General features: G+C 52.5%; 14 protein-coding genes. 3 read left to right on the forward strand and 11 right to left on the reverse strand.

Annotation, left to right across the window (positions count from 1 at the left end):
* The first annotated feature begins 174 nt into the window (after positions 1–174).
* Together HOJ95_02740 and HOJ95_02745 are read left to right on the forward strand one after the other, a co-directional pair.
* Positions 175–849 (forward strand): aquaporin, encoded by a 675-nt coding sequence (locus tag HOJ95_02740; protein MBT6393600.1) that lies wholly within the window; start codon positions 175–177, stop codon positions 847–849.
* 258 nt (positions 850–1,107) lie between these two features.
* The gene (locus tag HOJ95_02745; protein MBT6393601.1) at positions 1,108–2,232 is read left to right on the forward strand and encodes an inositol-3-phosphate synthase; all 1,125 of its coding nucleotides are present in this window, start codon (positions 1,108–1,110) and stop codon (positions 2,230–2,232) included.
* Positions 2,233–2,316: 84 nt separating this feature from the next.
* Here the strand turns inward: HOJ95_02745 and HOJ95_02750 are convergent, their stop codons facing one another.
* Entirely contained in the window at positions 2,317–3,210 is an 894-nt protein-coding gene (locus tag HOJ95_02750; protein MBT6393602.1) for a 4-hydroxy-tetrahydrodipicolinate synthase, read from the reverse strand.
* 378 nt (positions 3,211–3,588) lie between these two features.
* Between HOJ95_02750 and HOJ95_02755 the strand changes: the two genes are divergently transcribed.
* Positions 3,589–4,764: a D-alanyl-D-alanine carboxypeptidase gene (locus HOJ95_02755; GenBank protein ID MBT6393603.1), complete on the forward strand. Its 1,176-nt coding sequence runs from the start codon at positions 3,589–3,591 to the stop codon at positions 4,762–4,764.
* On the opposite strand, the gene HOJ95_02760 is transcribed toward HOJ95_02755, so the two are convergent.
* The 10 genes from HOJ95_02760 to HOJ95_02805 form a co-directional block, all read right to left on the reverse strand.
* On the reverse strand, positions 4,756–5,751 hold the full coding sequence (locus tag HOJ95_02760) for a hypothetical protein (protein ID MBT6393604.1): 996 nt from the start codon (positions 5,749–5,751) through the stop codon (positions 4,756–4,758). The genes HOJ95_02755 and HOJ95_02760 overlap by 9 nt on opposite strands.
* 218 nt (positions 5,752–5,969) lie before the next feature.
* Entirely contained in the window at positions 5,970–6,503 is a 534-nt protein-coding gene (locus HOJ95_02765; GenBank protein MBT6393605.1) for a methyltransferase domain-containing protein, read from the reverse strand.
* Positions 6,496–7,617 (reverse strand): glycosyltransferase family 4 protein, encoded by a 1,122-nt coding sequence (locus HOJ95_02770; protein ID MBT6393606.1) that lies wholly within the window; start codon positions 7,615–7,617, stop codon positions 6,496–6,498. The genes HOJ95_02765 and HOJ95_02770 overlap by 8 nt, the downstream gene beginning before the upstream one ends.
* A complete protein-coding gene (locus HOJ95_02775; GenBank protein MBT6393607.1) occupies positions 7,614–8,756 on the reverse strand; it encodes a glycosyltransferase family 4 protein in 1,143 nt (380 codons plus the stop codon). The genes HOJ95_02770 and HOJ95_02775 overlap by 4 nt, the downstream gene beginning before the upstream one ends.
* A gap of 33 nt (positions 8,757–8,789) precedes the next feature.
* Complete coding sequence (locus tag HOJ95_02780; GenBank protein ID MBT6393608.1) at positions 8,790–10,589, reverse strand: carbamoyltransferase; 1,800 nt, start codon at positions 10,587–10,589, stop codon at positions 8,790–8,792.
* Positions 10,586–11,791 carry a glycosyltransferase family 4 protein gene (locus HOJ95_02785; GenBank protein ID MBT6393609.1) on the reverse strand — a complete coding sequence of 402 codons (1,206 nt, stop codon included), beginning with the start codon at positions 11,789–11,791 and terminating at the stop codon, positions 10,586–10,588. Before HOJ95_02785 ends, HOJ95_02780 begins: the two co-directional genes overlap by 4 nt.
* Entirely contained in the window at positions 11,788–13,596 is a 1,809-nt protein-coding gene (locus tag HOJ95_02790; protein MBT6393610.1) for an ABC transporter ATP-binding protein, read from the reverse strand. The genes HOJ95_02785 and HOJ95_02790 overlap by 4 nt, the downstream gene beginning before the upstream one ends.
* On the reverse strand, positions 13,593–14,753 hold the full coding sequence (locus HOJ95_02795) for a glycosyltransferase family 4 protein (GenBank protein ID MBT6393611.1): 1,161 nt from the start codon (positions 14,751–14,753) through the stop codon (positions 13,593–13,595). The genes HOJ95_02790 and HOJ95_02795 overlap by 4 nt, the downstream gene beginning before the upstream one ends.
* Complete coding sequence (locus HOJ95_02800) at positions 14,741–15,850, reverse strand: glycosyltransferase family 4 protein (GenBank protein MBT6393612.1); 1,110 nt, start codon at positions 15,848–15,850, stop codon at positions 14,741–14,743. Before HOJ95_02800 ends, HOJ95_02795 begins: the two co-directional genes overlap by 13 nt.
* A complete protein-coding gene (locus tag HOJ95_02805; protein MBT6393613.1) occupies positions 15,837–16,655 on the reverse strand; it encodes a glycosyltransferase family 2 protein in 819 nt (272 codons plus the stop codon). The genes HOJ95_02800 and HOJ95_02805 overlap by 14 nt, the downstream gene beginning before the upstream one ends.
* Between the last annotated feature and the right edge of the window lie 3 nt (positions 16,656–16,658).

Here is a 16,658-nt window from a genome sequence, read left to right on the forward strand (position 1 = left end):
ATTACACAAATGAAATATCTCATATTCAATATCTTGCTGCATTCATAAAAGAAGGGTAGATTAATGGTATTGCACTTTAATTATCGTCCTTTTCGCCCAACTCAAACCCTAAAGACGATTAAATTTTTATATTTAGGCATACGCCCGGCCTAAACCAGAGGAGGAGTTCAAGCAATGAGTCAAACTGGAAGAGCGTGTATAGCAGAAGCCATTGGAACTTTTGCACTTTGCTTCATTGGCGCAGGTTCTATCATTCTGAATGCCAAAACAGGCGGTGCCGTTGGACTTATCGGAATCGCTATCGCACACGGGGTCATTCTTTCTGTCATGATTTCCGCCCTCGGTGGTGTATCGGGCGGTCATTTCAATCCAGCAGTGACCATCGGGTTTCTCGTGACGAAAAAGCAGGAAATCGGAGTCGGCGTTTCTTACATCATCAGCCAGCTCATCGGCGGCACCGTCGCCGGCCTGCTGCTGAGAATCATCTTCGCCCCGGAAGTGTGGCAAAAAGCACACCTCGGGACCCCGATGCTGGGCGATGGCGTAAGTTTCGGTACGGGCATCCTTATCGAAATCGTTCTTACCTTTTTCCTCGTCACAGCCATTTGGGGAACGGCGGTGGATGATCGCAAACCCGATATCGGCGGGTTTGGCATCGGATTGACACTCACGGCTGACATCCTCATGGGAGGACCACTCACTGGTGCTTCTATGAACCCGGCCCGCACTTTCGGCCCGGCACTAGCAGGAGGCGGATTCGACAATCACCTCGTCTACTGGATCGGTCCTATCATTGGGGCGGTTATTGCCGCAGTTCTCTACAATAATATTTTGATCAAAAAAGACTAATTTTCCTCGCGCCCGGCTCTCTCGCAAGTATCGAGAGAGCCGGGCAGGTCGAATCACTAATGCCGCAATCGCTAAAATTCCTGATACTTAGCACCTCAGCTTCGGTTGCCTTTTTCCGCCAACATGAATAGAATCTCCACACTGTCAAGCAGTTTGCATTGGCTGTCGTGAGTATTACCCGAGTTCCCCTGCGGGAACGACATCATGTAAATCTTTTATATTCAGTCAATTAGGGAAAATCCCGGAGGTATCCTGTCCTTGAACCCCATAAAAGTAGCAATTGCGGGTGTCGGAAATTGCGCGAGTTCGCTCCTGCAAGGCATTGAGTATTATCGAAACAACCCGGGCGAAGACCTCGGACTGATGCACCGCGATCTGGGCGGCTTTGGCCCCGAAGACATCCAGGTCGTCGCAGCCTTCGATATCGATGTCCGCAAAGTAGACCGCCCGCTTCACGAAGCGATTTTTGCGCCGCCTAATTGCACCAAGGAAATTTGGAAAGATGTGCCTAACCTCGGCGTGACAGTTCAAATGGGGCCGATCCTTGATGGGGTGGCCGATCACATGAAGGAATATCATCCCGACCGCACTTTTGTTCCCGCCGAGGCGGAGCCGGTGGATGTAGAGAAAATTCTCCGTGATAGCGGCGCCGAAATGCTTCTCAACTACATGCCGGTTGGATCCGAGGAGGCCGCTCGCCACTACGCCGAGGCGTGCCTCTCCGCCGGTGTTTCATTCATCAACTGTATGCCTGTATTTATTGTCTCGGACCCTGAATTCGCCAAGCGTTTCACCGACGCGGGTATTCCCGTCATTGGTGACGACGTGAAGGCTCAGCTCGGTGCCACGATACTTCACAGAACCCTAGCTAAGCTTTTCGAAGACCGAGGCGTTAAGATCAAACGAACCTATCAGCTCAACACCGGCGGTAACACTGACTTTTTGAACATGCTTGAGCGCTCGAGACTTCATTCGAAGAAAATATCAAAGACGTCCGCCGTACAGAGCCAGTTGGAGCATCCGCTGGAGCCGGACAACATCCACATCGGCCCGAGTGACTATGTTCCTTGGCAAGAAGACAACAAATTATGCTTTCTTCGCATCGAAGGTGAGGGCTTCGGCGGCATTCCCCTTGAGATTGAGGCCCGGCTTTCTGTTGAAGACTCACCCAACTCGGCGGGTGTTGTGATCGATGCAATGCGCCTTTGCCGAATCGCAAGAGACAGAAAAGAGGCGGGCCCACTCTATCCGGTAAGCGCCTACTTCATGAAACACCCGCCAATTCAGATCCCTGATAATTGCGCGAAACAACTCCTTGAGGAATTCATGGCCGGAACCAGAAAAGCATCTGAGCCCGTGAAGGTATTAAGCGACTGCGGCTAAATTCAAAATTCGAAACCCACAAAAAAAACGGCGGATAAGGATTCTTCCCTATCCGCCGTTTTTTAGTTGACTAAAACCCTGGCACTAGACCATTACGGCCTCGCCCACAAGACCGTAAGACTTCGCGAAAGCTTCGAGCTTTTTCATGTTATCAGCAGAAGGCGGACATAAGGGCAGCCGGAACTCCAAATCACACTTACCCATAAGATGAAGCGTTGCCTTCGCCGGAATCGGATTAGATTCAACGAACATCATCTTGTTCAGTTCCCACATCTTATAATGAAGTTCAAGAGCACGCGCTGAATCGCCATCCAACTGGGCCTGACACATCGCAGAAACATCAGCAGGCGCCACGTTCGCCGTAACCGAAATAGTTCCCTTACCACCCATCATCATCAAAGGCAGGTTAACGAAATCATCTCCAGACAAGACAACAAATTCGTCTGGACATTTATCGATAACATCACAAATCCTCGGAAGACTCCCGCTCGCCTCTTTGATAGCTACAATATTGGGAATATCAGAGGCAAGCCTTGCGACCGTCTCGGGCTCGATGTTAATCACTGTCCGGCCAGGCACGTTATAAACAACAATAGGAATATCGACGGCCTCGGCCACAGCCTTGAAGTGAAGATAAAGCCCCTCCTGAGTCGGCTTGTTGTAATAAGGAACAACGACGAGAGCGCCATTGGCACCAACTTTTTTTGCGAATTCCGTGCGGCGAATCGCCTCTGCCGTGCTGTTTGAGCCTGAACCGGCAATTACGGGGATACGGCCATCAACACGCTTGATGATGAGACCGATCACATTATCCTGCTCTTCATGGCTGAGAGTGGCAGCCTCACCCGTCGTACCGCAGGCAACTATTCCGTGCGTCCCGTTCTCAAGATGAAAATCTACCAGGGCGCAAACACCGTCCTCATCCACCTTACCGTTGCGGAAGGGAGTAACCATCGCCACGTAGGAGCCTTCAAACATTACAGACCCTCCTTAACTAATAGGCGCTCCACCTCTCGGAGGCACACCCAACATACCTTGCAAATGACACTCAATTAGGCGCTTAACGCTCAAAAATGCTAATTAATTTCAATTGAGAGATACTAGCAAACCACCCAACCCTTCGCTAGCACATATTTTGACCAAATTTTTATCATCGCAGAAGATCTTGCTCCCTAGAAACTCGCTTCCTCTACAACCAAATTCTCCGCTACCACAAAGGGCTTATGATTTTTTCTTGACATAGCATAACAACTAGCATTACAATAACCAAAGAAATCAAACAGATAACGCTCCGCCCCGAGAATTAGCTCAAAGTTTCACATTTTCCGCCTGAAATCTTCACAATGGGGCTGCTATATGCTGAAGGACTATTCACGCGCCGTAGCAAATCTTCGACTATTTCTGACTATTACCCTTTCTATATTTTTCATCATTATTTCGAGCACATCGAATCTAGAGGCCAAAAGCGCGAAGAAAAAATCCTGGCCCTACCGTTCTGCATTACTAATTGAAGCCGATACGGGACAGATACTTAAATCCTTTCAGCCCAGAATCCGGGTAATCCCTGCATCCCTTGTAAAGATGATGACCCTACTCATCACCCTTGAGCAAATAAAGACCAAATCCGTCAATATCAAAGATATCGTCACCACATCGCGAAAAGCTTCCAGGATTGGCGGCCAGCAGGTTTATCTGAGACAGGGAGAGAAGTTTTCTCTCGAAGATCTTCTCAAGGCCGTGGCTATCAGCTCGGCGAACGATGCCGCATACGCGGTTGCCGAACACATCGCAGGTGACTCGGATATCTTTGTCGAAATGATGAACACTCGTGCCAAGCAGCTAGGTATGACTGACACGAGCTATGTCAATGTCCACGGTCTGCCCCCGGGACGAAGACTCCCCCCCAATATGACGAGCGCGCGCGACATGGCAATCATCGCCCGAGAACTATTGAAATATCCAATCACGAAAAGGTGGGGAAAAACCAAGCACACACCCTTTCGGAACGGAAAATTCACCCTCACTAATACAAATCGACTCGTTGGTAAGTTTCGCGGCCTCGATGGCCTTAAGACAGGCTCCTACCGAAAAGCGGGCTACAGCATTGTTGCCACGGCCAAACGCGGCGATTTGCGCTTGATCGCCGTCGTTATGAGCTCCAGCCACCCTAGAAGGAGATTCAAGGAGGGAAGACGCCTTCTCGCCTGGGGATTCGCAAATTACAGCTGGTACAAAGGAAAGGAGCCCGGCTCGGAACGCGCTTTCAGCGTGAAGGTCAAACGCGGACAAAAAAACAAAATTTACCTCAAGTCCACACAAAAATTCCGCAAGCTGGTCAAACGCGGGCAAGCCAGACTCATCTCCGTTCGAAAGGAGATTCCTACCTCGATTCCCGCTCCCATCCATGAGGGACAAAAAGTTGGGCGACTAATATACGAGCTTCAAGGCAAAAAGATGGGTGAGGTTCAACTCGCCGCCACCGAATCAGTTGATAGGCTAAGTTTTTTTCAGACTTTCATTCGCCTACAGTAGAGATGTCCTTCCGGGGTTACCCATAAACGGAAGGGCCATGGCAAAATAGGCAAGCATGACCACCTCGGAATCTCCGAAGTTGTACTCGAACAAACCGGCAACAAAAAAACCTGTTAATGCCGCCAGGCCGGCGGCGGGCAAGTAGCGGCTTTCAAATGTCGCTTCCAACAAAAAATTCGTTCGCCTCAATGCCGCCATAAAAAATGCCGCCATGACCCAGATCCAGGCCACAAGCGCTGGCACACCTCTCTCCGATGCAATGTGCAGCATATTGTTATGCAGATGCCCTGTACGCTGTTTCATCGCCTTAGGATTGGCATAGGGCGTGTAGGTCCGCTTGATCATATCCAACCCTGTACCGAAAACAGGTCGATCTCGAACCATATTCAAACCGCTTTGCCACATATACACCCGCTCCAACGCCGTCGGGTCCTTCGAATCCCCAATGCTCAGTATGCGACTACGCACAGAAGGTGGTGAGAGCGTCACCACCAAAATGGCAAGAAGGGCAACAAAAATCATCCCCTTTATACTTCTCGCAACAACGACCGCACAGATTACAGACGCGCCAAGACCGACCCAGGCATTGCGACTAAATGTGGACATCAGGGCGGCAATAATTACAACGCTTGCTGCCCCCGCAAGCCTTCTGGCCAACTTATCGTCCGTAATCATCAGATATACAAAGGCCAGAGCGCCTGCGATTACAAGATAACCGCCAAGTGTCATATAGATACTGAAAAATCCCGACATGCGGTTCGCCAGGCCTATCGGTTTCAACAAAGCGAAGCCCAGTGTGAATAACGAAGCCAATGCCGCCGCTCCGAGAAGTACCTTCACCAACCAGTGAGCCTCGCGCTCATCGGCAACAATATTCACGGCGAAATAGAAAATAAAAATCTGAAAAAGCTGTTTAGCATCTTTAATACTTCGGGGGATGTCATCTGAAAAAAAAGCGCTCACAACCGTAAGGACCGCAAAAAGCAAAAATGGTTTCCAGAAATAAAAAAATAGCGGCGCGGAGCGAGGCTCCTTCCATACTGAAAGAAGCCAAAGGGCAATCCCAGTAAAAACAAAAATCTGGGAAAGCGAAATGGAAAATGGCGAGAAGAACAAAAAACCAGCGAGACAGACCAACGCGGCCCGCGCAAGCGGAGGGCGCTCACGAAGTGACGTATTCACCTCCGCAGGGATAAATCCTTGCATTACTTCAACACCTCGAACTCGAAATACATATCGTTGGCAGGAAACATCCAGGAAAAATGCTTCTCGTACACTCGAGGGGACATTACACAAAGGAGGCGCGGTATCAGAGAAATAATCGATCGGCTGAAAATGAAGTGAAACTCTTTGGGGTGGAATAAGGCTTCTGTATAGGCAGCACCCTTTGTCGGGTGATCGGTGAAGCACAAAAAGGAACGGCTCGTCAGATGAAGATGATGTACCGGATCACTCCAAGAGTAAATGCTCGACACGTGTGCAACGGTGATAATTACTTTCGCGCCCTTCCTGGCGACCCGATGCACCTCTTCCATGACAGGAACGATATTTCTGAAATGATCGATGGTCTGAAGGATATAAACCTCATCGAAAGAATCATCCCGAAAGGGAAAATAGCCCGACCTTCCGTCCACATCCATATCACCGCATACGCTTGGCGTCGTCTGCGTTCGAATATCCACGCTTACGGCGCCATTAATTTTTTTCCAGCCGCAGCCCACATCAAGAACCCTAACCACCGACCACCTCCTTTAAAACAGATTCATACCCCTCAGCCACTTTGCTCCATGTTCTTACCTCAGCACGACGGCGGCCATTAGCTCCCATTTCTTCGGCCAACCCCGGCGAGGAGAGGATACGCACAATCGCATTGGCCACTTCATCAGGTCGCTCAGGCTCTACGAGTATGCCGGACTCACCGTCAGCCACTGCCTCGGAAGTGCCGCCGCTGCGGCCTCCAACAACAGGCTTTCCGCAGGCACCCGCCTCAAGATGGGCAATCCCAAGCGCCTCGACCTGTCCCATTTCCGGGTTATTGCGCGAGGGCATCGCAAAAACATCACATGCCTGATAATAGGCATGCTCCCCCCGGCCAAGCTCACCAAGAGGAACTTCGCCAGTAAAAATCACCCGCTCCTCAACACCCAATTCTTTTGCTAATGCCCACAACGGAATCGCCTCGGGCCCGCCTCCTACAATACAATAAACAGCATCCGGCACCTCCCGGATAATTTGGGGAAGTGCACGAACCACCGTATCGAATCCTTTTACCGCATTCAGACGTCCCACCGAAAGAATCACCTTCTTACCTTCGAGTCCCAGCTCTCCTCGTACAATATCACCATCCTCAGGTGGGCCGTAATTCTCAAATGACACGCCATTGGGTATCGCAACCATATGGCGAGCACGAAGTCCCATCTCCTGCAAACGGCCCAGCGTGTAGCGGCTTACGGCAATTACGCCGTCTGTGCGAGAAAGAGCGGCGATCAGTTCATTCTTACGAGGTGAGGCGTACACCTCGTTGCCGTGCACAACAACTATGCAGGGCATCCCTAATCTACGGGCGGCCAGGGCCGGACGAAGAAAGTCCGCCCGATGAGTCAGCAATACAACTTCGGGTCGATCCCGAATGATTTCCCCCGCGAATATGGGCCAGATAAGCGGCTTCCAGGAAACTCGGCGAACTTGCGCAGGCGCCACATCGTTATCTACATCTCGGTCCTCTGTCCGCCCACGGGCGAGGACCCGAACCTGGTTCCCCCTGCGGGCCAATTCCCCGGCTAGACGGGCAGAAAGCGTCTGCACGCCTCCAACCATCGGGGGATAGGCAGCAGCGCAAACCTGAATTTTCAACTCAGGCCCTTCTCAGCCATAATCTCACGGTAAAGGGTTTCGTTCTGGTCCGCGTTCGCGGCCACACTAAACTTCTGGGCAAGTGCAGATGCAGCCCGCCCCATCGAGATGGCTTTCTCTGAGTCCATACACAATCGAATATGCTGGGCGATCTCTTCTGCATCAGTTGGATCACCCAAAATAAGGCCGCTCACGCCGTCCTCCACGATTTCAGCTCCACCACTGCAAGACGAAAAAACACAAGGCAGACCACTCGCCAGCGCCTCAAGGCAAACATTTCCAAAAGGCTCATATAGCGTTGGAAAAACAAAAACATCCGCCGCTCCATAAAGATGTGGGACGGGAATATCAACCCCCAGAAAACGAACTTGCCCAGAAACTCCAAGGGCTCTTGCAAGCCGCTCATAAGGCCGAATGTTCCCCTTTCCCGAAATAAGGAGCAATGGTGTGCGTTTCCCATTGTCCAAGTGCGCAAACCCTTCGATGAGATAACGGAGCCCTTTTCTATAAAATCCGCTTCCTACATACAAAACAACGAAAGCATTTTCAGGGATATAGTATTTCTCACGCAGGTCTGCTTTCTCTTCCCGAGACGAGGGACGAAACTCCTCGGGGTCTACACCGTTATAAATAACAGGCACGTTTTCCCGGCCGTAATGGCGGCTAATTTCCTCGGCTCCCCGCTTGCTGATAGCCGTCACTCTTCTCGCTCCACCATTCCGCATAAGGCGCGTTTCGATACGCAGAAGAACACGGTGCAGCGGATCAAGATATTTCAGAGCGGATTTCCAACCAGGCATGAATCGCGCCGACACATCGAGCCATTCCCGATGCACTCCCTCGCCCGCGCGGTAGATATCACAATTGAAAATACGATCACACGAATGCACCACATCATAGTTACCTGCCGCCACCAACATCCCAGCTTTTGAAGCGAAGGAGAGGACTTTCAAGAACGAAAAAAGCCCATCGACGATAACAGGATGGAATTTCACTGAAGGATGAGGAAGTTCCGGGCAGCGGCGGGCGATAAGATGGACATCGTGCCCACGGCGGGCAAGCTCTCCGGCGAGATGCCAGACGTAGCGCTCCACCCCTCCCTTTCGGTGAACCGCCGAACGAATAAGGGCTATCTTCATTGGCGACTCCGAAAATCTAAGGACAGGGCGGGCTTAAAGAGTATGGGTCAGTTTCTTGGAGATTAGATATTGCCCGAGAGCCAGGTGCACCAAGCCAGAGTTTTCGAATGTGCGTATAGCGTCCTCAGGGCTTGAGACAATCGGCTCACCATGCAAATTATAAGAAGTGTTGAGTACACCCCCGATGCCGGTCAGGCCTTCGAACGCCTCTATCAGCCGATAGTAGTCGGGATTATATGAGTGCTCGACCATCTGTGGCCTAAGTGTGCCGTCGTAGGGATGGCATGCCGCCGTCAATTCCTCTCGCCCGAGCGGGGTGCTATCAAATGTGATCATCATATAGGGCGAGAAAAGCCCTTTTGGATTCAGGATATAATCTGCCACCCGGCGATCTAATATCGAGGGAGCAAACGGCATCCAAAAATCGCGGCTTTTAATCATCTTGTTGATGTGCGTGACAACTTGAAAATCCTTAGGATTGGCCAATATTGAGCGATTACCAAGGGCACGCGCGCCAAACTCTTCTCTCCCTTTCACCCGAGCCACTACCTCTCCGATGGAGAGCAGCCGCGCCACTTCGCTCTCTATATCATCAAACCGACGGACAGAGTTGGCCTCGCCCACACCCGTATCAGAAATTGCCTGGGTGATACTCTCCTCGACCACATCACGACCCAGATAAAGACCCTTGAATGGTACGCAGCTATTGGTGCGCCTGCCGGATTTTCCGCCCTCAGCATGCAACCAGTATGCCGCCCCGATGGCATTCGATTCATCTCCGCAACTTGGCAAAACATATACTTCATCAATCTCGTCAAGTACCGAGACCTTTTGATTCGCCTTGACGTTCATGAAGACCCCACCACTCAGAACAACGCGTCGCTCACCGACCGCCTCGATACCCGCACAAACCCAGTCGAGCAACAATTCCTCGAAAAGTTCCTGCGCAGCTCCCGCCACCCAGTCGAAGCGGTGTCTCGCCAAATTCTCCATCATGTAGCGAAAGCGGTCCCGGCGAATCTTCCAACGAAATTCGGGTGCGTCATTTTGCTCAAAAGCTATCATCTTCTTGAGCACGTCATAGGACTTCTCACGACCATAATCAGGTGCATAGGGAGCGAGCCCCATTACTTTGTATTCATGCTCAAGTTGGCGCATGCCCAGATACTGCGTGATGAGGCTGTAGAAACTTCCCAGAGAGCCCGCCGCGCTCGGCGAGGAGGCTATCCGGTGGATACCATCGGGCCCGGCCGTGTTCCAGGTGGCACAGAGCCCGTCTCCCGAAGCATCGTTCGTCAAAACGGTCGTCATCCCGTCATCATCCGCGCCTGCAAAAGGAGAAGCATAGTACGCAGCAGCAGCGTGCGCTGTGTGGTGTTCGATAATGTGGATAATCTTTTTTTCAATGCCTAGATGATCCGCTATCTTCTGAAACCGCTCCTCGTTTGGAGTCAGATTCTTCCCCTTGGCATCCCCTGCGATATTGAGCTTTTGGCCCACCTTTCGGGCCTTACGGCGAATCGGGCTCGTTTTCTTGATTCCCAGATACTCATCGATATATTCATCGTCCCGCGTCACACGCTCGAACCATTCGGGGTTCATCGCCTCATGTCCTGACAGGGCAACAGCAGAAAGATCCCCACCCTCAATGCCTGCGTGTTCGAGCAAAAAGGTAACGGATTGCACGGGATAGGCGCTTTGATTCTTCTCCCTCGTAAAACGCTCCTCGCTCACGCAACCGACTATCTCCCCATCTTTCAGGAGACAAGCCGTCGAGAGATGAGAATCACTAATTCCTAGTATGTAGTTAGAACCTAATACTTCAGAATTCATGCGACTTTAACCCTCCTGTTACGCGCCGCTTCCCGGTAAATCTTTACAATCTCTCTCGCTACAACACGGCGATCAAATTCATTCTCGGCACGCCGCCTAGCCGAGGCTCCCATCTCTCTCGCCTTGCCCGGGTCCGCACGTAGTATCGACAATTGAGCCGCAAGGGCCTCGTCATCTCCCGCTGGAACCAGCATACCCTCCTGGCCGTCACGCACAATTTCATCAGTGCAACCGACGCGACTCGCCACCACGGGCCTGCCAGCTGCGAGACAGTCGAAGAGCACCCGGCTTGTTCCCTCCGATCGCATGGAAGGAAATGCGAGCACATCACAAGCCGCCAAAGCCTCTGAAAGATGTTCTAGATATCCCGTAATCACAGTTCGGTCAGAAATTCCGAGTTCCTCGGCAAGGGACCTAAGGTTATCCAAATCCTCTCCCTTGCCAATTAAAAGTACCCAGGGGGGATTGGCACCAGAGGCGGACATCCGGGCTACCGCTTGTAACAACACATCTTGCCCCTTCATCCACATCCGCAGACTCCCCGCCGCACCAACGACCCACGCTTCGGACGGTATACCCCATTCGCGCCTGAAAGAGACACCGCCACTCGACGGATCGTAGGCAGTCGCGTTCACGCCACCCATCACGGTTAAAAAACGCTCCTTTGGGAAATCACCTCCCTCCAGATACGCTTGTCTGATCTTGTCACATACCGACAACGTTCGGTCGGTTCCAAACCGATAGAGCCACCTGTTAAACGCATGCCTGCGAACATTGCCGAAAATATGGCGGCTACGCACCAAGACGGGTCTGTCACCCATCAGCCAAGCGGCTGCAGCGATCCAATGCTCTACACCTCGATGCACATGCACGGCATCGAGAGAGCGCTCACGCGCAAGACCTCGGAGAAAACCGATGTCCCGAAAATAGCTCGCCGGGTGAAAATAGTTGCTAGCCTCAATGAAACCCACTTCATTGACACCCTCGCTCCGAGCTCGCTCGGCTACGGCGTGGCCACGCTCAACATTTCGGCAGAGAAGGAGGACGCGATGGCCCTCCTCTTGAAGTCCGAGACAAAGATTTACCGCCGCCCAAGCGTCCGAGCTCCAGCCCCGGCAGGTGAGAATCTGCAAAACAGATAGCGGTCGATCACTGCTCCCGGTCTCATCCATCTCTATGGTTTCCAGCGAATCCGGGCTCATGAAGTCCGCTCCACCCGGCGACCATCCCCGGGGTCTCCCCCCTCTTTAACTTCAAGGGAGGACGGCTCATCATTATTCACTGAAAATTGCATCTCACAAAGCCTACGATAGAGTCCACCAGAGGCCATTAACGACTCGTGCCCCCCTCGCTCCACGATCCGCCCTTTGTCCAGGACCGCTATCTCTCTCGCCCCCCGAACAGTTGCGAGACGATGAGCGACGACTATCGTAGTCCGCCCTTTCATCAGGCGATCCAGAGCCTCCTGAATAATTTTCTCGCTCTCGGCGTCGAGGGCACTCGTCGCCTCATCAAGCAACAAAATTGGAGGGTCTTGGAGTATCGAGCGGGCAATGGCTATTCGTTGACGCTCACCACCTGACAAGCGAACACCATCCTCACCAAGCATGGTGTCATAACCATCCGGCAGCGCTTCGATGAATTCATGGGCGTTCGCAGCCCGGGCAGCGTTTCCTATCATTTCTCGGGAAGCTGTGCCTTCAAAGCCGTATGCGATGTTGCCCGCCACCGTGTCGTCAAAGAGAATCACCTGTTGGCCCACCACACCAATTCCCGCTCGAAGACTTTTTAAGTTAAATTCAGCCCCATCGACGCCATCGAATTCTATTCGTCCCTTTGTCGGCGTATAAAAGCGTGGGATCAAATCGAGTAGAGTCGATTTTCCGGCACCACTTAGTCCCACTAAGGCAAACACTGATCCCACCGGCACCTCGAAATCAAGATTCTCTAGAACAGCTCCCTCGCCATAGGAAAAACACAAGTCACAGAAGCGAATACCACTGGTAAGAGTGACCATCTTTCGTCCGCCTGAATTAACCTCCTCGGGCACATGGGAGTCCATTAGCTCGAATACAGCCTGACCGCCAGCCACTCCCTCCATCACAGTATGATAAACGCGTGAAAGAGATTTCAGCGGTCCGTAAATCATCCCGAAAGCAACTAGAAAGCTAGACAACTGACCCGGGGTCGCCTCCCCACGAATGATCATTCCCGCACCAGCCCAGAGAACCATGCCTGCGAGCACCCCGCCGATACTCTCGACAATCGGGGGCGTCATCGCACGAACCCGCATGGCCTTCATGACCCGCCTGAAAAAAGAAAGATTTGCCTTATCAAAGCGAACCTCCTCGGCCGCCTCCCCCCCAAAAGCTTTCACTACCCGTATACCGGTGTAGGTTTCCTTCATCAGGGCGTTGATGTCGCCCATCTTCACCTGGGTCATGCGGGTGGCCTTACGAATTCTCTCACCAAATACCGCGATAAGAACGCCTATCGGAGGAACGATAACAAGAAATATCAGTGCCATCTTCGGTTGTTGATAAATTGCGACAGACAATAGCCCGAGGAACGTGAAAAAATGGCGGCCCATGTCGCGAATCGCGCTCGAGGCAGCCTTTTGCATCAAGGTGATGTCGTAGGTGACCTTCGCCATCAGTTCACCCGTAGATTTATCGTCGAAAAAACTTAAGGGGAGGCGAAGTAAATGGCGATGGAGCGCGTTGCGGATATCCATTACAACCCGCTGACCCACCCAGTACATAAAATAGTTTTGGCAGTAGGCCAGAGCGCCCTTAAAAAGATAGATGACGACCACGCCCACCGACAGCAGGTAGGCCATGGACACGTCTTTCGCTATGAGAACATCGTCCACCGCATATCGAACCAAAAGAGCGGGCACCGCATTTAACGCACCAACAAAAATCGTACACACAACCGCAATGATAAATCGCACACGGTAGGGCTTTACGTACGCGAGGACACGGAGGTAAGTCTCTAGTCGGGTCACTCGCGAAGATCCTTTGGCGAGGGCGAAATTTCCAGAATTTGGGCGTAAATATTCTCGACCATTTCCGCGCGGTATCCGTTATGAAAGAGCCGCTCAACACGCTGCCGCCCGGCCCGCCCGAACTGAATTCGTTTCCCTTTGTCCGCAACAAGGCCCTGTATTCCAGCAGCCAGCGCCCCTGGATTATTCGGCGGAACTACATAGGAAGTCACCGTGTCTCGAACCACCTCATCCAAGCCATTATGTGAGGTCACAACGGTTGGGAGTCCCATCGCCATGGCCTCAAGAAGTGCTCGGCTGGTCCCCTCCGAGCCCGGTGCCATCAGCGTGAAAATATCGATCGCCGAGAGCACCTCGGGAAGATCATCCTCTATGAATCCGGGGAAATGCACCCGATCTTTCAACCCGAGAGCGCCGACACGCTCCTTAATACTCGGAAGATATTCCCCTTTCCCAACAATCACCAGATGAGCCTGGGGGGACCCGGTGGAGACAATTTTGAATGCATCGAGAAGGTTCATAAACCCCCGGTCGGGAGCCAACCTCGATACGATTCCTATGAGCAGCGCCTTGTCGGGCAAGGCCAGTATATCCCGGCCATTGACCTTGGACACGATCGAGGGCGGATGAAACCGCACAATATCAATCCCCCCCCGAACCATATGAAGTTGAGAAGGAGGTACTTCAATCTGCGTCTTTAAAAGCCCTGCGATATGGTTATTCACTCCGATAACCGCGTCCATCGAGCGGGCAAGAAGGTATTTATTGAAATAGCTCGCCTTCGCAGCTCTGATATGATGAATTGTCCGAACGAGTTTGGGCTTTTTGCGCGCCCTTCGGATGGCAAAAAAACTAAGCCAATTATCAGAAGAAAGGTGGGTGTGAATGATATCCGCATCAACTTTATCGATCAGAGTGGCCAGGGAGTTGATGGCAGCCCAGACACGAGAGGGATTGAGACTCCGGGTCGGAACCACATCCTCAACTCTCGGATATCCGGCGCCCTTGGCTTGCTTTTCAAGGTTATCGCCAGCCTCGCAGATGAAATGAAGTTCGTGTCCCCTATCTCCCAGCCCCTTGGTCAGGAAAAGCGCCGGCTCAGCCGCCCCCGTCCACCAGGGACTGCTAATTATCTGGATAATCTTCAGTTGGCGCATGCCGCCAGTACCTCATTGTAAATACGAACGGTTTCATCGAGCATCATTTCAAGCGTGTGGTGCTCGTTAACGAATTTCCGGCCAGCCTTGCCCATTCGCGCTCGCCTCTCCTCGTCCTCGATCAGATCTCTGACAGCGGCGGCCAGCGCCTCCGGATCGCCCGGCGGCACCACCAACCCAGCCCCGGCTGGTAAAATCGCCTCCGGAACCCCCCCGATATTGGTTCCCACGACAGCCAGCCCCATAGCCATGGCTTGAAGGGCTACCTGGGGGATGCCTTCGGTGCGCGTCGATGCAATTATCAGCAGATCCAGCGCAGCCATGATTTCGGGTATATCATCTCGATAGCCAGTAAAAATAACTGTGCCATCATTCAGCCCAAGCTCTTCGGCCCGGGCCGTAAAAATGTCTCGCCAATGTCCTTCACCTACTACAAGAAAACGAGCAGGACTTCCCGTATCCTTTATCAAACGGGCCGCGCTCAGAAAATGCTCAACTCCCTTGCTCTTGCGGAGGTTGGCGACAAGCCCGGCTACAGGCGCTCCATCAGGAATGCCGAATTCAGCGCGTAAGGCATTTCCCCTGACTTCATCATGAAAACGTGAAAGATCTACCCCCGTAGGGAGGACAGACACACTCGCCGGTTCACAAAGACCGCCTTCGATCAACATCCGGCGTATGAGTTCCGCCGTCGTCATTATCCGGCTCGGAAGCCGATAGGCCCAGTTAAACTTATGGCTACTCGGAGGGATCGACACATGGCGCGTCCTGATTACAGGAACTCTTGTCACACGGCCCGCCAGCCCTGCGAGCCAACTGTCCTTGCTGCTATGCGTGTGAATAATGTCAGGTCGAAAAACCCGAATAAGAGAAATCAGAGCAGAGAACGCCAAGGGGTCCCAGCTAGTCCTCATACGCACTCCCTGGAAAGGGATGCCAGCCTGCGCTGCCTCTTTGCAGATCAAACTATCGGGCTGGCCCGCGACGAGGACACTGTGCCCCCGTTTACGGAGGGATTCCGCCTCAAGGAGTATGCGTTTCTCCTGGCCGCCCAGACCCGGCGAGGCCTCAGTATGAAGAATGTTAAGTGGTTTCACGCCCTCGACGCCTCTCCCAAAGAAAGGCGGTCCGCATAAATACGTAGTAAGCATATCCAGCCGAGACGATAAATCCCTCTCGCCCGTCCAACCAGCCGCCCTTGATGATATATCCCTTGATGAACCGCCAAAAGGGGCGAAAGAGAAAATCAGCGATGCCTGGAGCCCGCCCCTTCATATGTAATTCTTCGGCGGCAAGAGTGGCGTAGCGAGCCTGGCGGGCAAAGAATTCACCGATATCATCATAGCTATGATGCTCAAGAGGATCGGACAGAGCCACCACCACTCCATCCACATCCACCGACTCGTGGACCGGCTTCTCGTTGAAACGCCCGGATTTTTTTCGAAAAAGTCTAATCTGATGATCGGGCCAATGGTCCCCATGCCGGAGCCATTTACCGAAAAAGATATTTTTCCGAGGAACGCGGTAGCCATCAGCCGGACCATCCACCTCAAGGACTGAAATAATCTGAGCCTTGAGTGTCTCAGTAACAACTTCGTCGGCATCAAGACTCAGTATCCAGGCATGCCTCGTCTTGTCGATTGCAAGGTTTTTTTGTGCAGAGTACCCCCCCCAGGGGGCTTCTAGCACCGTGGCACCTCGGGTACGGCAGATTTCACGAGTATCATCCTCGCTACCACTATCGAGAACGACGACCTCGTCCACCCAGGATACGCTGTCAAGACATGCGCCAATGCGAGAGGCTTCATTCCTCGCAACAATTGCAACACTCACGGGCTGGCGTTTGGCACCCTCGGTGGAGTACGACCCAGGGCCGGCTGGTCGCTCGGCCACCTCCGACATTAC

The organism is Nitrospinaceae bacterium, assembly GCA_018669005.1.
GTDB lineage: Bacteria > UBA8248 > UBA8248 > UBA8248 > UBA8248 > UBA8248.